15 protein-coding genes are annotated in these 19,020 nt (G+C 62.1%); 5 read left to right on the forward strand and 10 right to left on the reverse strand.

Annotated features, from left to right (window positions below):
* Positions 1-95 precede the first annotated feature (95 nt).
* The gene (locus J2J98_RS25705; protein WP_207603611.1) at positions 96-1,316 is read left to right on the forward strand and encodes an MFS transporter; all 1,221 of its coding nucleotides are present in this window, start codon (positions 96-98) and stop codon (positions 1,314-1,316) included.
* Positions 1,317-1,391: 75 nt separating this feature from the next.
* Positions 1,392-2,594, forward strand: a complete 1,203-nt coding sequence (locus J2J98_RS25710) for an ROK family transcriptional regulator (protein WP_138395594.1) — start codon at positions 1,392-1,394, stop codon at positions 2,592-2,594.
* Positions 2,595-2,599: 5 nt separating this feature from the next.
* Here J2J98_RS25710 and J2J98_RS25715 read toward each other — a convergent pair whose 3' ends face one another.
* On the reverse strand, positions 2,600-3,514 hold the full coding sequence (locus J2J98_RS25715; RefSeq protein ID WP_138395593.1) for a DMT family transporter: 915 nt from the start codon (positions 3,512-3,514) through the stop codon (positions 2,600-2,602).
* 156 nt (positions 3,515-3,670) lie between these two features.
* On the opposite strand from J2J98_RS25715, the gene J2J98_RS25720 reads away from it, so the two are divergent.
* Positions 3,671-4,534 (forward strand): helix-turn-helix domain-containing protein, encoded by an 864-nt coding sequence (locus J2J98_RS25720; RefSeq protein WP_484573317.1) that lies wholly within the window; start codon positions 3,671-3,673, stop codon positions 4,532-4,534.
* Positions 4,535-4,594: 60 nt separating this feature from the next.
* Here J2J98_RS25720 and J2J98_RS25725 read toward each other — a convergent pair whose 3' ends face one another.
* Complete coding sequence (locus tag J2J98_RS25725) at positions 4,595-6,616, reverse strand: beta-N-acetylhexosaminidase (RefSeq protein ID WP_207603613.1); 2,022 nt, start codon at positions 6,614-6,616, stop codon at positions 4,595-4,597.
* A 464-nt stretch (positions 6,617-7,080) separates the two neighbouring features.
* Between J2J98_RS25725 and J2J98_RS25730 the strand changes: the two genes are divergently transcribed.
* A complete protein-coding gene (locus J2J98_RS25730) occupies positions 7,081-10,368 on the forward strand; it encodes a GH36-type glycosyl hydrolase domain-containing protein (protein WP_207603614.1) in 3,288 nt (1,095 codons plus the stop codon).
* Between the two features lie 4 nt (positions 10,369-10,372).
* Here the strand turns inward: J2J98_RS25730 and J2J98_RS25735 are convergent, their stop codons facing one another.
* From J2J98_RS25735 to J2J98_RS25770, 8 genes are all read right to left on the reverse strand, one after another.
* Complete coding sequence (locus J2J98_RS25735; protein ID WP_207603615.1) at positions 10,373-11,116, reverse strand: FadR/GntR family transcriptional regulator; 744 nt, start codon at positions 11,114-11,116, stop codon at positions 10,373-10,375.
* A 118-nt stretch (positions 11,117-11,234) separates the two neighbouring features.
* The gene (gene kduD / locus J2J98_RS25740; RefSeq protein WP_281403622.1) at positions 11,235-11,999 is read right to left on the reverse strand and encodes a 2-dehydro-3-deoxy-D-gluconate 5-dehydrogenase KduD; all 765 of its coding nucleotides are present in this window, start codon (positions 11,997-11,999) and stop codon (positions 11,235-11,237) included.
* The gene (kduI, locus tag J2J98_RS25745; RefSeq protein WP_064707434.1) at positions 11,996-12,832 is read right to left on the reverse strand and encodes a 5-dehydro-4-deoxy-D-glucuronate isomerase; all 837 of its coding nucleotides are present in this window, start codon (positions 12,830-12,832) and stop codon (positions 11,996-11,998) included. The genes kduD and kduI overlap by 4 nt, the downstream gene beginning before the upstream one ends.
* A gap of 595 nt (positions 12,833-13,427) precedes the next feature.
* Positions 13,428-13,574, reverse strand: coding sequence for a DUF1127 domain-containing protein (locus tag J2J98_RS25750; protein WP_064707432.1), 147 nt, complete (start codon positions 13,572-13,574; stop codon positions 13,428-13,430).
* A 163-nt stretch (positions 13,575-13,737) separates the two neighbouring features.
* Positions 13,738-14,718, reverse strand: coding sequence for a 3'-5' exonuclease (locus J2J98_RS25755; protein ID WP_207603616.1), 981 nt, complete (start codon positions 14,716-14,718; stop codon positions 13,738-13,740).
* Positions 14,719-14,766: 48 nt separating this feature from the next.
* Positions 14,767-16,104 (reverse strand): sensor histidine kinase, encoded by a 1,338-nt coding sequence (locus J2J98_RS25760; protein ID WP_207603617.1) that lies wholly within the window; start codon positions 16,102-16,104, stop codon positions 14,767-14,769.
* On the reverse strand, positions 16,101-16,775 hold the full coding sequence (locus J2J98_RS25765; RefSeq protein ID WP_207603618.1) for a response regulator transcription factor: 675 nt from the start codon (positions 16,773-16,775) through the stop codon (positions 16,101-16,103). The genes J2J98_RS25760 and J2J98_RS25765 overlap by 4 nt, the downstream gene beginning before the upstream one ends.
* A gap of 106 nt (positions 16,776-16,881) precedes the next feature.
* The gene (locus J2J98_RS25770) at positions 16,882-17,481 is read right to left on the reverse strand and encodes a class I SAM-dependent methyltransferase (RefSeq protein WP_207603619.1); all 600 of its coding nucleotides are present in this window, start codon (positions 17,479-17,481) and stop codon (positions 16,882-16,884) included.
* A gap of 154 nt (positions 17,482-17,635) precedes the next feature.
* On the opposite strand from J2J98_RS25770, the gene J2J98_RS25775 reads away from it, so the two are divergent.
* The gene (locus J2J98_RS25775; protein WP_207603620.1) at positions 17,636-18,904 is read left to right on the forward strand and encodes a flavin monoamine oxidase family protein; all 1,269 of its coding nucleotides are present in this window, start codon (positions 17,636-17,638) and stop codon (positions 18,902-18,904) included.
* Positions 18,905-19,020 lie beyond the last annotated feature (116 nt).

Consider the following 19,020-nt stretch of genomic DNA (forward strand, 5'->3'; position numbering starts at 1 on the left):
CTCCGAGTTCCGAGCCGAAACGATAGCATGAGATGACCTCCGGGACTGCCCGACGCGGCCGCGCCTGCCGATTTCCCTGACGATTGATCGACCGCATGAGCCGCCTTTTTCCCGACGTCTTCCGCAATCCGGCGATCCGCGCCAGCATGATCGCCATTTTCACCTTCGGCATGGCGGGAGCAATGACCGCGCCCTATCGTTCGGTCGTCGGCATTCGCGAACTGGGGCTGAGCGATGGTCTCTACTCCACCCTCACCTTTGCATCGGCGGCGGTGAATGTCGTCGTCAGCGTCCTGCTCGGCAATCTCGCCGATCGGCTGGGCGAGTATCGTTCGGCGATGATCGGCGCCTGCGTGTTCGGCATCGTCGGTTACGGCATGGTCTACGCCTTTCCCACGGCGGCGATCTTCATCATCAGCGGGTTGCTGCCGCTGCCGATTTACGGCGCGTTGAATTCGCTGCTGTTCGCCAATGCGCGTGCGGCGATGCAGGGCATGACCCGGAGCGAGATGGTGACGGCCAATTCAGGCGTGCGGGCGATGATCTCGCTTTCCTGGGTGCTGATCCCAGGCGTTACCGGCCTTGTTCTCTCGGGTGCGTCGAGCATGCTGCCGGCCTATCTCTTTGCCGCCATCTCATGTCTGTTCTGCCAGGGCATCATCCTCTTCGCCCTGCCGAAACGGGCGGGAACGGAGTTGGCCGCAACCCACCATCTCACCTATCTCGGCGCGCTTCGCCAGGTGGTTTCGCCGCGGATTTCCGCGCATGTCTGTGGGGTGGCGCTCATCACCAGCACGCTGCATCTCAACGACGCCCTTCTGCCGCTGATCGCCACCGGCGCGGCGCATGGCGCGCTCAGCGATGTCGGCATTCTCGTCGGCATCGTCGCATTGTTGGAGGTCGTCTTCATCATCGTCTGGTCGCGCATTGCCCGCAAGACCGGGCAGATGGCGGCGCTTGCCGCCGGCACCATCGTCTATGCCGTGTTCCTCGGCCTTCTCGGCTTTGCCTCTGAACCATGGCACCTCTACGCTCTCACCTTGCTTGCCGGCATCGGCGCGGCGGCGATCATCAGCATTCCGATCACCTATCTACAGGATCTGATCGCGGATCGACCGGGGCTCGGCAGCGCGCTGATCTCCGTCAATATATTTGCCAGTGCCGGGATCGGCGCATTGGTCTTTGCTGCCGGCACGGCGGTGGCGAGCTATTCCGGCACCGCCGTCCTCAGTGCCGTCACCGGCCTATCGGGGATAACGATGCTTGGCTTCTTGCGGAGGCGCAGCGTTCATCGAGCTGGCGCCATCGGCAAATAAGAGCAGCGAGGAATGTGTCTTTCATCAGTCTCCGTCTTGTGACAAGGGTGATGCTTCATTTCCTTCGAAGGTGACATGAAGGCGATTTCCGGCACGAATCTCGAGCAGGCCAAGTCTCACAACCGGCGCGTGGTGATCGAGGCTGTCCGCATCCACGGTCCGCTGTCACGGGCCGCGATCGCCCGGATGACGGCGCTGACGGCCCAGACCGTCTCGAACATCGTCGAGGAGCTGGAGCGATCGCATCTTCTCGTTGCGGCCGAGGCGCAGAAGCTGGCGCGAGGCCAGCCGATCATTCCCTACAGCATCAATCCGCACGGTGCCTATTCAATTGGCCTGGAACTTGGCCGCCGCCGCGCAAGCGGCGTGCTGACGGATCTCTCGGGCGCCGTCTGCGCGCGCATCGAGCACCAGGTCGAACACCCCGATCCGCAAAGGGCCATGTCTGCTCTCCAGGCAATCGTCGAGGAGCTTCAGCAGGCCTTCGCATTCGACCGAGATAGGCTGCTCGGTGTCGGCATCGCCCTGCCCGGCCGCTACGCCGATGGCGGCACCACGTCCCTCAGTCCGCAGAGCCTGCCGGGTTGGCAGGATTTTCCGGTCGCGCATGCACTGGAACAACGGGTTGGAGTGCCGGTCCTGGTCGAGAACGATGCGACGGCGGCCGCGATCGGCGAGCGTCTTCACGGCGTCGCCCGCGGCCTCGGCAGCTTCGTCTATCTGTTCCTGGCGGGCGCCGGCGGCATCGGCGCCGGAATGTTTCTCGACGGCCATCTCTACAAGGGCAGCCGCAACAATGCAGGCGAGATCGGGCATATAATCGTCGAGCCGCATGGCAGGCTCTGCAGCTGCGGCAAGCGCGGCTGCCTGGATCGTTATCTCTCGCCAAGCGTAGCTTACGAATGCATGGGCATTGCGAATGCGCGGGAGCTTTCGCCCGACGATCTCGATCCGCTGATCGCCGAAGGCAGCGAAGGCCTCGATGCCTGGCTGGATCAGGCCGTCGAGCCGTTGCGGCAGACCCTCGATTTTCTGGAGCTTGCCTTCGATCCGCAGACCATCGTACTCGGCGGCAGCGTATCGACATCGCTGATGCGCCGCCTTGCCGAGCGGCTCGAGCCGCTGCACGTGCCGATCGATCCCGACCGAAAGCGGACGATACCCCGCGTTATGATCGGCATGACCGGCAAGGATACGGCGATCCTTGGCGCTGCCGCCCTGCCGATCTTTTCCGAAACCAATCCGCGCTTCGACGTCCTGCAAAAGCCGGTCGGCTGACACTGTCACCCGCTTGCCGGCAGCCGCGCAGTCGATTGAATTGGGCGGCGGGCTAAAGGTCGCGCAAAGATGACCACGTTGCCGAGAAGCGTCAGCGCCAGGCCGATCAGGCCGAGACCACTCCAGTGGTAGCCCTCGAAGACTGTCGACAATGACAGGGCGACGATCGGGAACAGGACGGTGGCATAGGCAGCGCGTGAGGAGCCGATGCGCGACACCAGCATGAGGTAGGTGGTGAAGCCGATCACCGATCCGATGGCCGCGAGATAGAGGAGAGCGGCAAGATAGGTGATGTCAGGCGGGGCCACGATCGGCGTTTGGGTCACGGCGATCAGCAAGAGGAGGACGATCGCGCCATAGGTCATGCCCCAGCCATTGGCGGTAAGCGGTGAGATCCCGGCAGCGCTGTTTCGACGCGATGCCATGTTGCCGAGCGAGAAGAACAGCGTGCCAAGCGCCGCGAGCCCTATCCCTTTCAACGTGCCCATATTGAAATCGACGACAACCTCCTCTCCGAAAAGTAGGAGGAGGCCTGTTGCTCCGAGCGTCGCAGCCAGGAGCGTTCGGCCTGTAATGCGGTCGCCGAAGAAAAGTCGCGCATTGACGGCATTGTAGATCGTTGCCAGCGAAAAGATGACGGAGATCAGCCCGGAGGGAATGAAGCCAGCTGCATTGTAGAAACAGATGAAATTGAGGCTGAACAGGCAGAGCGCTTGCGCTAGGATAAAGGGCTGGTCCCGCAAGGCAGGGACATTGAGCCGCCGCATGAAAGCCAGGATGGCGACGAGGATCACTGCTGCGACCGCAAATCTGTAAAAGACCGAGACCAGCACCGGCACGGGACCGACCTGCATGGCGATGGCAATCCAGGTCGTGCCCCATATGAGCACGGTCGAGATGAAGAGAGCGGCATTGGCCATGGAGTGATCCTCGTTTTCTCGAGCGATAGGCCAACGGTAAGCCGGTCTCTTGCAGATTCTTGCTATGAAATGGATCCGCCCGGAGTTCCCACTCGCCACGTGGGTCGTCCACCGGTATTGTTCGCAAGGCTTCACACATGTGGGGAAGAAGAATTGGTGAAAGATAGCCGTCTCTCGGTTTTCGGGTTTTTGTCAGCATCTCCCTCTGCGCGCGTGTCGCAGTCCATCGATTTGGGGTTCGGGCGATCTGCGGCCCTCTGGAGCAATGGCAGCGACAGGATGAGCTATGAGCGGCCGGACGGACATACGTTCAGCCTTTATCTCAACGGTGGCGCCGGAACACGCCGTCTGGATGGCAGCCCCGCCGCGCGAGGCCGGCCTGGGGCCTTGTGCGTCATGCCACAGGGGCACTCGTCCGAATGGGAAATCACCGATCCCTTCGACTTCGTCCATCTCTACATTTCCGACGATCAGATGCGCCGGATGTTTGCTGAGACGTTCGACCGCGATGCCCGGCTTATGGCTCTTGCCGAAGCGACCTTCGCCGATGCACCCGTTTTGGCGCATACGCTTCGGCAGCTGACCGAAGCGATGTTGGCGGGTGATCATCTGCTGGCTGAAGAAGCGATGACGCAGACGATCAACAATTTCTTCGTTGATTCACGTTACGGAGGGATGCGCCCCTGTGCGATCAGCGGCGGGCTTGCTCCTCACGTGCGGCGCCGGATCCTGGAATATATCGAGGCCCATCTCGATGAGACGATCCGCTTGCAGGATCTGGCGGCAATCGGGCAGCTCAGCGCCTTTCATTTTCAGCGGATGTTCCGGGTAAGCTATGGTGTGTCCCCGCATGGATGGGTGGCGCACCGGCGTGTCGAGCGCGCCAAATCGATGTTGCGCGGCAGGGATCCAATCGCACAGATCGCGTCAGCCTGCGGCTTCAGCAGCCAGAGCCACATGACACGGGCTTTCAAGTCGGGCACAGGCGTCACACCCTCTGCCTACCGGCAGCGACAGTGATGCGCGGCCTCCTGTCGGAACCCGTCCTATTTTGGATCGCTGCGTTGCCCAATCCGGGCGCTACGACTCCTGCAGTCCGTAGAGCAGCGGCATCAACCCCGCGAGCGCCTTGAAACGTTCCCAGGACTTGGACGAGGGGTTCGTCCAGCCGGTTTCGGCGAGTGCGGAAAGGCGTGGGAAGACGAGACGGTCGAAGACGGCGCGGTCCGTCATCGGTTCGGACCAGATGCAGGCCTGGATGCCGAGAAGCTGCTGTTTCTGGCTCGCTGTCCAGCCGCCGACCGGATCGAAATTGTAGAGCTTTTCCGCGGTTGAGTTTCCTGCCCAGCTGGCGCCGGGCTCATCCCAGTCCGGCCGGAGCGCCATGTCGAGATAGTAGACCTGGCCGGGGCAGACGACCATTTGGTAGCCGCGTCCGGCGAGCTCAGCCGAAACTTCGACATTGCGCCAGCTGCAGAGATAGCTTTTCGACTTGTCGATGACGTCGCCGTGGGCCGCTTCCTCCCAGCCGCCAGTGACGCAGCCCTTGCTCGCCAGGAAGCGCTGGACGCGCTCCAGGAATTCCGCCTGCAGGATAGCGGCGCCCGAGCCGTGAATGTCATCGGCGCCATGCGTATTGGTGACGACGTTCAGCCGCTTGGCATGCGCATCGGCAACCTCGTCACCGGCGACGGCTCGCAGGCGCGCCAGCGCTTCCGGAGAGCCGGACCACGCACCGAGGGGAACTTCGTCGGCGCCGAGGTGGATCGTCTTGAACGGAAAGAGTTCGATGAGTTCGGAAAGAATGGTCTCGACGATGTGATAGGTCTGCTCGCGCGCCGGATTAATGCAGTTGTCGGGAAAACCCTGAACCGAGTAATAGCTGCCTTTCTCAGCGGGATCGCGCAACTCCGGTATGGCCTGCTGCATGGCATAACAATGTCCGGGCATATCGATCTCCGGCACGATCTCGATGCCGAAGCTCTTTGCGAGGGCGACGATCTCGCGGATGACGGATTTGGTATAATAGCCGCCCGTTCGAGCCGGGCTTGAGCCCAGAAGCGGCGGCACGGCAAGACCGTGACCCCGCCAGGCGCCGATCTCGGTCAAGGCTGGGTAGGCATCGATCTCCACCCGCCAGGCCTCGTCGTCGGAAAGGTGCCAGTGGAAGCGGTTGAGCTTGTTCCAGGCAAGCACCGCCAACAGCTTCTTGACTTCGGCGGCGCCGTAGAACTGGCGTGCGACATCGAGATGCAGGCCGCGCCAGCCCATCGACGGTTCGTCGACGATCTCGCCGGATGCGGGAAATTGGAAGACACCGGGATGCAGCCTGGCGCCGCGCCAGATCTGGCCGAGCGTGACAAGGCCGTAGAGGAAGCCGGTCCGGCTGCTTGCCTCGATCGTGATCGCCTCGTCCTCGAAGCTCAGCCGATAGGCCTCCGCCCCGAAGGCGGCGGCGTCCTTCAGCCCCACACGAACCGCGCCCTCGGCCTCGGTTCGCACGATGCCTTCGACCGCGAAGAGATGGTCCACCAGCGCCGCGAAGCTTTTCGCAGCCGCCTCCCCTTCGGGGCTCTGCGCCTGCGGGGCAAAACCCGCCGGCAGCGGACGGCGCGAGGCGACCGCGACGCGGTTCGGCCAGGGAATGATCGACACCTGAACCGGCGCATTTGCGGGAACGGGATAGATCTCGGCACCGCGCTTCAGCGGCGCGTTGCTGACGGAGGACCGTGTCGGCTCAATCGGGAGGACGATCGTGCTGCCATCGGCGAGCGCGACATAACCGCTCGTTGCGCCGTCCGTCCAGTGGCGGAACGGCCAGCTCAGCGCATAGACCGATACGGTCCAGGTCTCGCCCGCGCCGAGCACAAAATTGGCCGGCGGCTGGAACTCCGTGAAATTCGAAAGTCGTTGGGAAACCGTGGCGCCTTCGACCCGCCCGGCGGGATCGACGCGGCCGGGGCCGCTGACGCAGAGAGAAAAATTCGAAAGCGGCTCTGCGCCGAGATTCTTGAGGCGCAGGACATAGGAAAACTCCTTGCCGTCGGCAGGCGGGTTCCAGAGCGTCTCGAGACGCAGGGCTTTCGATCGCGGTGTGGACATGGTCGCTGCTTCCTTTGCAGATCAGGTCTGGAACGGCAAAACTTCGGGTCGAAGGACCCAATCAAATTGATTTAATATCGTTAGCCAGTTACCCGCCGGGTCGTCAATCACCGATTCCGGCTTTGCCAGAGTCTCAAGCGCCTTCTGATTGACTGGCGCCGGCGGCGTTCGAAAATGCCGCCTGTGGTTGATCGCGACCATGCTGAGGTTAGGCCACAAGGCGGATTCCGCCGAGTCCGACGCCCTTGGCCTCCCCCGCGGACGTCAATACTTGCCTACACGGCGGACAGTGCAATCGACGTCCTCAACGAATTCAAACTCAAGGTCGTCGCAGCGACTGAGAACGGTGTCGACAATGCCGTCCTAGCCGTTCGTGGCGGGTTGTCTGTCTTCCGATCGCCGGTAAGATTTCTCTCAATCTTTTTGCGTCATCCTCCGATTCGCTCCCAATCGATGAGATCCCGATGTCCCCGGACTTCACGCGCAGTTTGCAGGTGCCCCGACGCGAAGAGCTGGACCTCTTCACGATCAGCAACGGTTCCGGCCTGTCCATATCGGCCCTGCCAAACGGTACGCTGTTTGCCATTGAATATGTCGACGACAAGGGATCGGTGCAGATCAACCAGACCCAGGGTTCGCCGCTCATCGGCGGCATCGGCCGCCTTTATCTGCGTATTGGAGGCTCAAACCCCGGTGTCGTCGAGATCGTCGGACCTCATGCCGACGGCAGCTTCGGGTGGAATGCGACCAGCTTCTCCTGGAGCGGCAAGACAGGCGATATCGCTTATGACGTTCGTCTCGAGCTTCATCCCTCCGAAACGGCATGGTTCTGGCGTGGCTCGTTCCGGCACCTGAAGCGGGGAACGCTGCCGGTGGATCTGGTGCTCGTCCAGGACGTCGGTCTCGGCGATCGCGGGTTCCTGATGAACAGCGAAGCCTATGCTTCGCAATATATCGATCATCACATCGCCGACCATAAGGCATACGGTCCTGTCCTGATGAACCGGCAAAATCTCAAGCAGCCCGGCGCCCGCAATCCTTGGCTCGTCCAGGGCTGCCTCAATGGCGCGGTCGCCTATGCCACGGATGCGATCCAGCTGGTGCAGGCGAAGCACCGCCAGGGCGAGCTTCTGGTCGGCCCCTTCGGCACTAGCCTGCCGAGCGAACGGCGCCAGCAGGAGATGGCCTGTCCCGCCATTCAGTCGAAAACCTTCTCCGTGCCGGCAAGTGGCGCGACGGCGGGTTTCTTTGCCCTTTTCGCAGCCGACCATGCCGAGGCGTCAGGCGATGCTGACCTTTCGCGGCTCGACGGCATTGAGCCGTCCGGCAATACGGCGGCCGATACAGAGGCCCTGGCACCAGTTCGAAGCCTGCTCCAGGGTGCCCCCCTGCTGGAGGCCCAGGCGCTGGACAAGAAGGCGATCGGCCAGCTCTATCCGGAGCGGAGCCTGGAAGAGCGCGCGCACCGAAAGCTTCTTTCGTTTTTCGTGCCGGACGGCGTTCTCAACCGCCACGTCGTCCTGCGCGACAAGGAGCTCGTCGTCGCGCGGCGTCATGGCGCTATCGTCAGAAGCGGTCAAAACATGCTGCTCGACGATACCACCCTTGCCGCCACCTGCTGGATGCAAGGGATTTTCGCCGCGCAGCTGACGATTGGCAATACGTCCTTCCACAAGCTCTTTTCCGTGTCCCGCGATCCCTACAATCTGACGCGTGCCAGCGGGCTGCGCATTCTGGCCGATCTGGGCGCGGGCTGGCAGCTTCTGGCGGTGCCGTCGGCTTTCGAGATGGGACTGAGCGACTGCCGCTGGATATATGAGTGCCCGGAGCGCAGGATCATCGTCACGGCAGTCGCTTCCGGCGAGGATGCGGCGATGCAATGGAGTGTGTCCGTAGAGGGCAAGCCGTGCCGCTTCCTGGTGTTTGGTCATGTCGTGCTCGGAGAGCGCGAATATGACGCCGGCGGGCAGATCGATTTCGATCCCGGCCGCAAACGCATCTCTTTCCGGCCGGACCCGGCCTGGCTCTGGGGCGAGCGTTACCCCGGTGCCGTTTACTGGCTGGTGAGTTCGACGCCTGACGCCATCGAGGAGATCGGCGGCGATGAGCTGCTTTATGCCGATGGCGTTGCGCGCAACGGCGCCTTCGTCGCGCTGAGGTCTCGACCGACGCAAGGCCTGCGCTTTGCCGTCGTCGGTTCGATGACGGATGCCGAAGAAGCCGAACGGCTGGCGCGCCGTTACGAGGGCGGCGTCAGCGATGAGGCCATGCTTGCCCCTGCATCGGCATTCTGGCGCAACACCGTGCGTGGCATGAGGATCGACAGCCCTTCGGCCGATCTCGCTGCCCAGGCGACCCTCCTGCCCTGGCTTGCACATGACGCCATCGTGCATCTGAGCGTGCCGCACGGCCTGGAGCAATATACCGGCGCGGCCTGGGGTACGCGCGACGCCTGCCAGGGGCCGATTGAATTCCTGCTTGCCTACGAGCACGACCGCGAAGCCAGGGAGGTGGTGAAGACCGTCTTCAGCGAACAATATCTGGAACGAGGCGACTGGCCGCAATGGTTCATGCTGGAGCCCTATGCCAACATCCGGGCGGGCGACAGTCACGGCGACGTCATCGTCTGGCCGTTGAAAGCGCTCTGCGACTATATCGAAGCGACTGGCGATCTCGCCATTCTCGACGAGGAGGTCTCCTGGCGCGACGAAAAGACCATGCACAAGACGCCCCATAGCGACAGCATCGCGATCCATGTCGAGAAATTGCTCGATACCGTCGGCGAACAGTTCATTCCGGGAACGCATCTGATCCGCTATGGCGAGGGAGACTGGAACGATTCGCTGCAGCCGGCCGATCCGCATCTGCGCGACTGGATGGTCAGCAGCTGGACCGTTGCCCTGCTCTATGAGCAGATCGTCCGTTATTCCGCGATCCTGCGCCGCATTGGCCACGACGACCGGGCTAAGGCGCTGAGGAAGATTGCAACTGCGATGCGCCGGGATTTCAACCGTCATCTCATGCGTGACGGCGTCGTCGCCGGCTATGGCATCTTTGATCCCGCCCATGACGGCGTCGAATTGCTGCTGCATCCGAGCGACACACGCACCGGGCTTTCCTTCTCGCTGATCTCGATGACGCAGGCCATGCTCGGCAAGCTGTTCACACCGGCGCAGAGGCGGGATCATATGCGGCTGATCGAAGAGCATCTGCTCTTCCCCGACGGCGTGCGGCTGATGGAAAAGCCGGCGACTTACTCCGGCGGGCTAGAAACGCTGTTTCGCCGGGCCGAATCCTCGTCCTTCTTCGGCCGCGAGATCGGGTTGATGTATGTGCATGCGCATCTTCGCTATTGCGAGACGCTCGCGCTCGACGCTTCGGCGGAGGAGCTGTGGAAGGCGATCGCCGTCGTGAATCCGATCGCCGTCACGACGGCCTTGCCGCATGCTTCACTGCGCCAGCGCAATACCTATTTCAGCAGCAGCGACGCGGCTTTTCACGACCGTTATCAGGCGGCAGAGCATTGGGCGCGCGCCAAGACCGGAAAGATCGCCGTCGACTGCGGATGGCGCATCTATTCGAGCGGACCTGGCCTCTACACGAGGAGTTTCGTCGAAAATATCCTCGGCTTCAAACGACGCTTCGGCCGGCGCAGCCGCAAGCCGCTTCTGCCAGCGGCGCACGCCGCCGTCGCTCTGCAGACGGATCACAGCGCCTGGCGGCGGCTGAGGAAGCCGAAACCGAAGATGTGAACATTCAGGACAGGCTGGAGCCACGCAGCTCTTCGAAGCGTGCAGCGCTCTTTAAGAGGTGAGTTCGAATTGCGCGCCGCGCGGCGGGTTCATTGCCGTCGCGGATCGCTGTGAAAATGGCGTGGTGTTCCCTGCGCATACGCGCGGCATGGCGCTTGCGCTCCGCAGCCGTCATCTTGTCCAGGCGCGCCCATTGCCGCGGTACCATGATGTTGCCGAACGTATCGAAGAGGCGGCCGTAGTAAGAATTCTGCGTCGCGACCAGGATCGACCGGTGGAAGGCGTAATCCTCCTGTGCACCGTATCCGCCCTTTTCGAGTGCCCTATCGAGAGCGTCGAGCCGATCCTGCATGCGGTCGATATCTTCCTGGGTGCGCCGCATTGCGGCAAGTCCGGCCGCCTCATATTCGACCCCCATGCGCAGTTCCAGCACCCGAAGGACCTCGTCGATCGACTTCAGGTCATTCGGAATAATGGAGAAGGATCTCGGTGTCGGATCGTCCGTGACGAAAGCCCCGAGACCCTGGTGCGTGGTGATCAGCCCTTTGGCGCGCAGCGTGGCGAGCGCTTCGCGCACGATCGTGCGGCTGACGCCTGTCGCTGCCATGATCGCCTGTTCGGTTGGCAGGCGCTGGCCTGGCTTGAGGTCACCGGACTCGATCTGCGCCATCAGCGTATCGGCAAGGCCGCTGCGCAGGTTCGCCGGCTGGCGAACGGTGGTGAAGAGCGCGTCGTCCTTGTCCGTCATTCCTTGTCAAATCCCGCCTGTCGGTGCGGCTGGGCCGGCCACGACCCTTTGCTAGCGCATGCCGGCTGGAAAGGCAAAATGACCTCGGTCACGACAGCGGCGAACGCTGGCGAGGCGATCACCGCGCCAGCCAGCCGCCGTCGACGGGCAGCACCGTTCCATGCACATAATCGGATGCAGGCGATGCCAGGAACACCGCAGCACCTCCAAGTTCGGACGGCGTTCCCCAGCGCCCGGCCGGAATGCGGGCCAGGATGGCTGCATTGCGATCGGGATCCTCACGCAGCGCCGTCGTGTTGTTGGTAACGAAATAGCCCGGCGCGATGGCGTTGACGTTGACACCCTTGCCGGCCCATTCGCAGGCGAGCAGCTTTGTCAGTCCGGCAAGGCCGCTTTTCGAGGCGGTATAGGACGGAATGCGGATGCCGCCCTGGAAGGAGAGAAGCGAGGCAATGTTGATGATCTTGCCCCTGCCCTGCTCGACCATGTGGCGGCCGGCCGCCTGCGACAGGAAGAAGGCCGTCTTGAGGTTGACGTCGATAACGGCGTCCCAGTCTTCCTCGGTGAAGTCGAGCGCATCGGCACGGCGAATAATGCCGGCATTATTGACGAGAATATCGAGGCCCCCGAAGGTCTGGATGGTCTCGGCGACGATCCGCTTGACCGGCTCGATGGTGCCGAGATCGGCCTTGATGACATGGAAGCGACTTCCCGCCTGCTGCACCAGCGCCTCGGTTTCATCCATCGTGGAGCGCCCGACCGCGACGATCGAGGCGCCGGCCTCGGCCAAGGCTGCCGCGATGGCCTGGCCGATCCCGGTATTGGCACCGGTGATGACGGCAGTCCTGCCGGAGAGATCGAAGGGATTTGCCACGATGCTCACCTCAGATCCGCAATGGCGATATGATCCATATCGGTGAAGCTCTTGTTGTCGCCGGCCATCGCCCAGATGAAACTGTAATTCTTGGTGCCGGCGCCCGAATGGATCGACCAGGGCGGCGAGATGACCGCCTGTTCATTGGCGACGAGCATATGCCGGGTCTGTTGCGGCTCGCCCATGAAATGGAAGACCCGCTGGTCGGCTTCGAGATCGAAATAAAGATAGGCTTCCATGCGCCGGTCATGCGTATGGGCCGGCATTGTGTTCCAGACGCTGCCCGGCTCGATCATGGTGAAGCCCAGGGTGAGCTGACAGGACTGGCAGACCTCCGGGTGAATGAACTGGTAGATCGACCGCTTGTTTGCCGTGGCGGCTTCGCCCGGCGTCAGGTGACGCGCCTTTTCGCGGGTGAGCAGCACGGTCGGCTGCGCTTGGTGCGCCGGCGTCGAGACCAGATAGAACTTCGCCGGATTGGCAGCATCTGCGCTCTCGAAGCGGATATCCTTGACGCCCTTGCCGGCGTAGAGGCAATCATACTTGGCAAGGTCGTAGCTCGTGCCGTCGACGATGATGCGGCCGGCGCCGCCGATGTTCAGGGCCCCGAGTTCACGCTCGGCGAGAAAGGTTTCCTGGCCGATCGCCGTCGGCGCCGTCAGGGTCAGCGCGTCGGCAAGGGGCGTGGCGCCGCCGATGACCATCCGGTCGTAATGGGAATATGTCAGCCTGATCTCACCGCCTGCAAAAACCGTCTCCACCAGAAAGTGACGCCGCAGCGTTTCGGTGTCGTATCCGCGTACGGCCTCGGGATGGGAGGCGTGCCTCACGTCGATCTGCATGTCAATTTTCCTTCAGCTTCATTGTCGTCAGGCGTTATGGCTATTTGCGGAAAGCTGGTCATGACCGGCATCGTCCGCTGCGGTCGTATCCGTCTGGTTACATAGTTGTACGACAAGTTCGGTGTCAACCGCTTTGTCCGTGCCTGCATGAGGGAGCTGAGGCCGCAAGAGAATAAAAGCAAGTTTGAAGAATAAGCGGGAGAAAATTGTCCAGGATCGTGACGAGGTCGTGGCGCAGGTGGCCGTCCCGCGGGTGCGGCTCCGATGCGCGAAAACGAAAAAGCCTGCCGCGGGAGGAGGTGCGGCAGGCTTTCCGAAAAAAACCGAACGACAGCTGGGAGGAGGAGTGCCGTCGTTCCCGCAGACGTCCCTGGGAGGAGGATGGGCCGTCTGCATATCGAAGGGATGCGGGAGGAGGTGCATCGCTTCGATGAATATAATCATACTTATTTGCTGCTCAGATGATAGGCATTTCTTTGCAGGGCAGCTATGCGTTATGCGAAGGGCTCATAACTGGCGGGGCAACAAAAGCAAAGCGCCCGCTCGGTATAAGCAGGCGCTGGGCAAGTGTCGAAGGCGGTAGTTTATCAGGCCGTTAGCGGGCGATGGCCGCGCGGGCGACGTTGCGGATTTCGCCGCGGCTGATGCCGAGGTCGTCCAGTTCGCGCGTGGACATACGGCCCAGTTCAGCGACCGTCTGACGGTACTTGCGCCAATTGTTGAAAGAGCGTGCTACGTTCATGATGATCCCCTTTCCGTGGGCTTTCGAAGCCTAGCTGCCAGTCCGTGGCGCTTCGTTCGCTTCGTTGAGCTGTATATAATATGAGACCCTCGATTGTTGCAGCGCCAATGCATCACTGCACCTATGCGGCTCTTGCATGGGTCGCCATAAGGAGTGTGGTTTTTCAGGATTTGAAGCGATCGAAGGCCGTCAGCCGCACGATCGGCGGATCCGCCTCGGGCCACCGGTAAATTTCCGAGCGCAGATAGAAAAGCTCGTCCGCGAGATCGTCTTCGCCGACTTCGATCCACCAGGATTTCAAACGGCCATCACTTCCGTCCGACCAGCGGTAGCCCCTCGCCTTCAGATGATCCTTCATCTCGAATGGGCTATGTTCGGCAAAGATGCGGACGCGGCAGCGCTGGCTGGCGCGGTAAAGCTCGGCGAAGGGGCTTCCACCGTCAACTTGCTGTCGATCGAGGATCTCCAGCAGCGCGTGGCAGTCGTCCACCGCGCGGTGGCCTTCGTGAAAATAGCCGGCCTGGCCGACGAGATAACCAAGTTTCGTGCCCTCGAAGCCGCGGGCGCTCCAGTCGATCTCCGAAACCGAGCAAGACCAGGCCTTGCCGGCGAAGATGGGCGAGAAGGCCTCGCAGAACGGCCGGTCGAACCCGGCATTGTGGGCAATGATGAGGTCCGCCGGTTGGATCAGAGCGCTCAGTGACGCCATGTCGATGAGCTGTCCTTCGACCATGACATCGGTAATGCCAGTCAGCCTGGTGATGTCGGGAGGGATCGGCCTCGACGGCTGCTGCAGGCCGCCATAGATGCCTACCACGTCGCCGATCACACCCTCATCATTGAAGGTGAAAGCAACGGCGCCGATTTCGATGATCTCATCGCTGCGGTAGTTGAGACCCGTCGTCTCGGTATCGAGGATGACGCCGAGCCGCGAAAAGCCCGGCTGTCTCGCTGCCGCGACTGGCCGCGCTGCGAGTTTCCTCAGGATACGATAGTTGCCGCTCTCTTCAAGCGCGCGCGCCATGTCTTCATCGGAGCGGCCTACCTGCGGTGACGGCCGCCGGCGCGATGGACCACGTGCGTCGGCCATTGCGGGCGATGCCTTGGCAAACATGTCGAGTTGCGAATCTCTGTGCACGTCCATTCGACTCATATGTCACGGAGACGCGGCTTAATCCATCGGGCATGCAGCTTATCCCGCGGGGAAACTCAGGCGGCAGAGCGCGCCGGGACTGCGGTTGCCGATCGTCACCTCGCCACGGTGCATGTACATGATATCGCGGACCAGATTGAGGCCCAGGCCGGCGCCGTGTCCGTCGTGATGGCGTTTGAAGAATGGCTCGAATATGCGCTCCTGCAAATCGGCGGGAATGCCCGGTCCCTCGTCGCTGACTTCGATCCAGTTGCGGCCGGCGGTCAGCGAGATGGTGCCTTTCCTGCCGCCGTGATTGATCGCGTTCTGCAGGATATTCATCAGAGCCCGCTGCAGCGCCAGCGGATCGCCCTCGATCTCTCCGGCGTGGTCGACATCGAACTGCACCGTATAGCCGGCGGCAAAGGCGAGCGGCGCCATTTCGATGATCACCTTCCGCGCCAGCTGGCCGAGATCGACTTTGGTAAATTGGGTCTTGCCCTGTTTCAGCCGCTGAAGATCGAGCATCTGTTCGGTGAGTATGGCAAGCCTGGCGGCATCTTCCAGCAGGTCGGTCTTGACTGGACCGTGCGGCAGGGATCCAAGTCTCGTGTTCAGGATAGCGATCGGCGTGCGCAATTCATGGGCGGCGTCGGTCAGAAACCGTTCCTGCCGCTCATAGCCTTCGTCGAGGCGGCCAAGCGCGCGGTTGACGGCGCGCACCAGCGGCGCAATTTCGTCCGGAATCTCGTCTGCCGAAAGCCGGCCGCCGCGCTGGCCGATATCGATCATATCGGCCTCGAGCGCGGCACGGTTGATCCCGACCAACGACCGTCGCACCACGATCGGCGTTGCGATCAGCGCGCCCAATGCCATCACGGCGACGATAGGAATGACGAGCTTTGCAACGATGAGTGAGGCACCGAACAGGATGGATGTAAGGGGTATAGGACCGTCGGTGCCGGTCAGGAACTGCACCTCTCCCCAATCCATGGCGATCCATTTCATCCGGGCGGCCGGAGGTGCGTGATCGCTGAGATTCCCGCCGAACTCGGCCTCACCGATATGATCGAGCCTATTGCCGATGCCGGCATATCCCTCCGGAACCCGGCCCTCGTTCAAGTTATGTCCCTGCCTGTCGCGAATGGTGAACCAGAGATCGGGCGCGTCCTTTCGAAGATGCCGCAGGTCCTCCGTCTCCCGTAGGCTCAGTTCTCCCGAAGGCTGCCGGAAGACGGCGCGGCGCAGGATATCGATCGTGCCCTCCGTTGATCTGAAATAGAATATCTTGCCCACCGAGATCAGTAGGATGACGACCAGAATCAGGACGACCGACTGCACCGCTAGAAGTCGCCAGAACAGGCGTTTGCGCAGCGAATAAGAGCATGATTTGTTCATGACGCTTCCCGCAGCAGATAACCTACGCCCCTGATGACGTTGATGACCACGCCGGCCTCCGACGCGGCCAGTTTGCGCCGCAATCGGGATATGTGGGAATCGAGCGCGTTGGATTGGATTTCATCGTCGAAGCCGAAAACTGCTTCCATTAAGGTTGGCCGCGGGACCATGCGACCGGCCCGGCGCACGAGGCATTCGAGCACCAGTGCCTCCCGGCGCGGAATATTCAGCCGCCTGCCGGAAACGCTGACGTCGCAATAGGTCGGATCGAAGGAGAGCCGGCCGATTGAAATCAGTGTCGGACGCAGGGTCTCCGATCGGCGCATGACGGCGCGCAGCCGCGCCAGGAGTTCGTCGAAGACGAAAGGCTTGGCGAGATAGTCGTCTGCGCCGGTTTCAAGCCCGGTGATCCTGTCAGGGACTTCTCCCTTTGCAGTGATGACGATGATCGGCAGGGTCAGCCCCCTTCTGCGGATCTTCGGAACGAGATCAAGGCCGTCGCCATCGGGCAGTTGCCGATCCAGGAGAAGGGCGTCATAAGCACCGTCGCCGATCACCAGCTCGGCGTCGCAGAGCGTCGAGACGTGGTCGATCACCATGTCGTGTCTCGTCAGCGCGACCCTCAGCGCCGCGGCCATGCGAGGTTCATCCTCAATCAGCAATATGCGCATTTCACATCCTGTCGGCGTCGATCCATAGGTGGAACCATAGCACTTCCGGCGCGTCTGCGACGCGTCGAATGCCGGTTCGCTGATCGACGCGAAATCATGCCTGTCATCATGCGCGGCGCTGCTCGATCTGGAGCAGGGGCTGGTATCGTCGGCTGATGCGATAGACTGCGGCGGGCGGCATGTTGCGCAACGTCCGACCGATTCGCGTGGCGACGAGACCGAGGGAGTCGAGGATTTCGGCCGGCACCGGGCACTTAGGCCCATAGGTGAACTGGTAAAAGGCACCGTACGGCCTGAGGTTGGAAAAACAGCCTTCGAGTAGCGCATAGACGTCGTCCGGCCTCATAGAGAGAAGCGGAAGCCCGCTGACAACGCTACCGAAAAAGCGTCCCGACAGCGCTCCCCTCCACATCTCCCGGACATCGAGCTGCAGGACTTTGGCGCTGGGAAAGCGGCCTTGAAGCAAGGCGGCGAAATCCGCCTCGTATTCGACAAGCGTCAGATCGCTTTCGGCGATTCCTCGCTTGAGAAGCGCTCCGGTGAAGACGCCGGTGCCCGGGCCGAGTTCGAGAACCGGCCCGGTGGCGGGAGAAATTTCCTTGGTCATCAGGCCAGCAAGACGGTCACCTGACGGCGTGATCGAGGCGATGCGCAGAGGTGCGCGAAGCCAGGCGAGAAGAAAGCGTCGTCTATCGAAACGTGACATGGAACCTTCACATTGGCTGTTGATCTCGCCTATGAAGCGGTCCAACATTGCAACAGTCTGTCGCGCTGCTGCACGAGGGCTAGACCTCCAGCTTTCCCCCCAGGCTCTCTGTCGATTAAAGCCGTATGCACGATGAGCGGCCGAAGGAGAATGCATGCACGCTGACACTAACAAGAATGCCGACCAGGACGTCGTCATCATCGGCGCCGGGGCCGCAGGCATTGCCGCCGGCCGCCGTCTGCAGGCAATCCGTCCCGATCTCTCCATCCTCCTGCTCGAAGCCGGAGATCGACTCGGCGGCAGAGCCTGGACAGTCGGGTTACCGGGCGGCGGTGATGTCGGGCTCGACCTTGGTTGCGGCTGGCTGCATGGCGCACGGACCAATGCCTGGACTGAAATAGCCAGCGAAGTCGGTTTGACGGTCGACCGCAGCCCGGCCCCCTGGAATGGCGGCCGGCAGCTTCAGAGGGATGCCGAGGATGTTCATGACGCTCAGGAAGCGATCGGCGCTTACTTCGAACGCCTCGAAAGCCATGAAGGCAAAGATACCGACTTGGCTGCAAAGCTCGAGCCCGGCAATCGCTGGAACGGCCAGATCCGGGCGATCGGCACTTACATCACCGGCGCAGAACTGGAGCGGTCTTCGATCGTCGACTTCAACAGATATGACCCCGGCCCCGGCCCGGACTGGCGGGTGCGTGAAGGCTATGGAGCCCTACTATCCCTCTTTGGCAGGCCGGTTCCGGCAAGGCTTGGCATTGAAGTCAGACGCATCGACCACCGTCATGCCGGCTATATCGGCATCGCGACCGACCGAGGCGTGCTCCGGGCGCGCGCCGTCCTTTTGACCGTTTCGACCAACGTACTGGCCGCCGGCAGTATCGCCTTTGATCCTCCCCTGCCTGACAAGATCGAGGCAGCAGCTCGTTTGCCGCTGGGGCTTGCCGATAAGCTCTTCCTCAGCCTCGCCGATCCGGAGGTGCTGCCGGCCGATACGCATATGCTCGGCTCCGCCAGTCGCGGTGCGACCGGCACCTATCAGCTGCGGCCGTTCGGCGCTTCTGTCGTCGAGGCCTATTTTGCCGGCGATCTCGCGCATGATCTGGAGCGGGCGGGGGCGGAGGCTGCCCTTTCCTTCGCTGCGGATGAGCTGGCGGCACAATTTGGCACAGATATCCGCAAGCAGTTGTCGGTGGTGGCGATGTCGGCTTGGGCCGCGACGCCTCAGATCGGCGGTTCCTATTCCTATGCGGAACCGGGTGCCTCAGATCGGCGCGGCGTCCTCGCCGAACCGCATGATGAGCGGATTTTCTTTGCCGGCGAAGCCTGTTCGCGTTCACGTTATTCGACGGCGCATGGCGCCTACGAGAGCGGCGTCGTCGCAGCCGATCGGATCGCCCGCTCGCTGTCGAGAGATCGATAACCGCCGACCCCGATGGCAGGCGGGAATATTTTTTCCCACTTGTCGCGCGGATGGTATTGGTTATTCTGCCCTCGCCCCCGTTCTACCCCAGCCTGGGGCGCTGTACCTCATCCAGC

The organism is Rhizobium bangladeshense (genome assembly GCF_017357245.1).
Classification (GTDB): domain Bacteria; phylum Pseudomonadota; class Alphaproteobacteria; order Rhizobiales; family Rhizobiaceae; genus Rhizobium; species Rhizobium bangladeshense.

Excerpts from the sequence above, each read along its gene's own strand:
- J2J98_RS25705 (WP_207603611.1), top strand. The coding sequence starts at position 96 with ATGAGCCGCCTTTTTCCCGACGTCTTCCGCAATCCGGCGATCCGCGCC.
- J2J98_RS25710 (WP_138395594.1), top strand. The coding sequence starts at position 1,392 with ATGAAGGCGATTTCCGGCACGAATCTCGAGCAGGCCAAGTCTCACAAC.
- J2J98_RS25715 (WP_138395593.1), bottom strand. The coding sequence starts at position 3,514 with ATGGCCAATGCCGCTCTCTTCATCTCGACCGTGCTCATATGGGGCACG.
- J2J98_RS25725 (WP_207603613.1), bottom strand. The coding sequence starts at position 6,616 with ATGTCCACACCGCGATCGAAAGCCCTGCGTCTCGAGACGCTCTGGAAC.
- J2J98_RS25730 (WP_207603614.1), top strand. The coding sequence starts at position 7,081 with ATGTCCCCGGACTTCACGCGCAGTTTGCAGGTGCCCCGACGCGAAGAG.
- J2J98_RS25735 (WP_207603615.1), bottom strand. The coding sequence starts at position 11,116 with ATGACGGACAAGGACGACGCGCTCTTCACCACCGTTCGCCAGCCGGCG.
- kduI (WP_064707434.1), bottom strand. The coding sequence starts at position 12,832 with ATGCAGATCGACGTGAGGCACGCCTCCCATCCCGAGGCCGTACGCGGA.
- J2J98_RS25750 (WP_064707432.1), bottom strand. The coding sequence starts at position 13,574 with ATGAACGTAGCACGCTCTTTCAACAATTGGCGCAAGTACCGTCAGACG.
- J2J98_RS25755 (WP_207603616.1), bottom strand. The coding sequence starts at position 14,718 with ATGGACGTGCACAGAGATTCGCAACTCGACATGTTTGCCAAGGCATCG.
- J2J98_RS25760 (WP_207603617.1), bottom strand. The coding sequence starts at position 16,104 with ATGAACAAATCATGCTCTTATTCGCTGCGCAAACGCCTGTTCTGGCGA.
- J2J98_RS25765 (WP_207603618.1), bottom strand. The coding sequence starts at position 16,775 with ATGCGCATATTGCTGATTGAGGATGAACCTCGCATGGCCGCGGCGCTG.
- J2J98_RS25770 (WP_207603619.1), bottom strand. The coding sequence starts at position 17,481 with ATGTCACGTTTCGATAGACGACGCTTTCTTCTCGCCTGGCTTCGCGCA.
- J2J98_RS25775 (WP_207603620.1), top strand. The coding sequence starts at position 17,636 with ATGCACGCTGACACTAACAAGAATGCCGACCAGGACGTCGTCATCATC.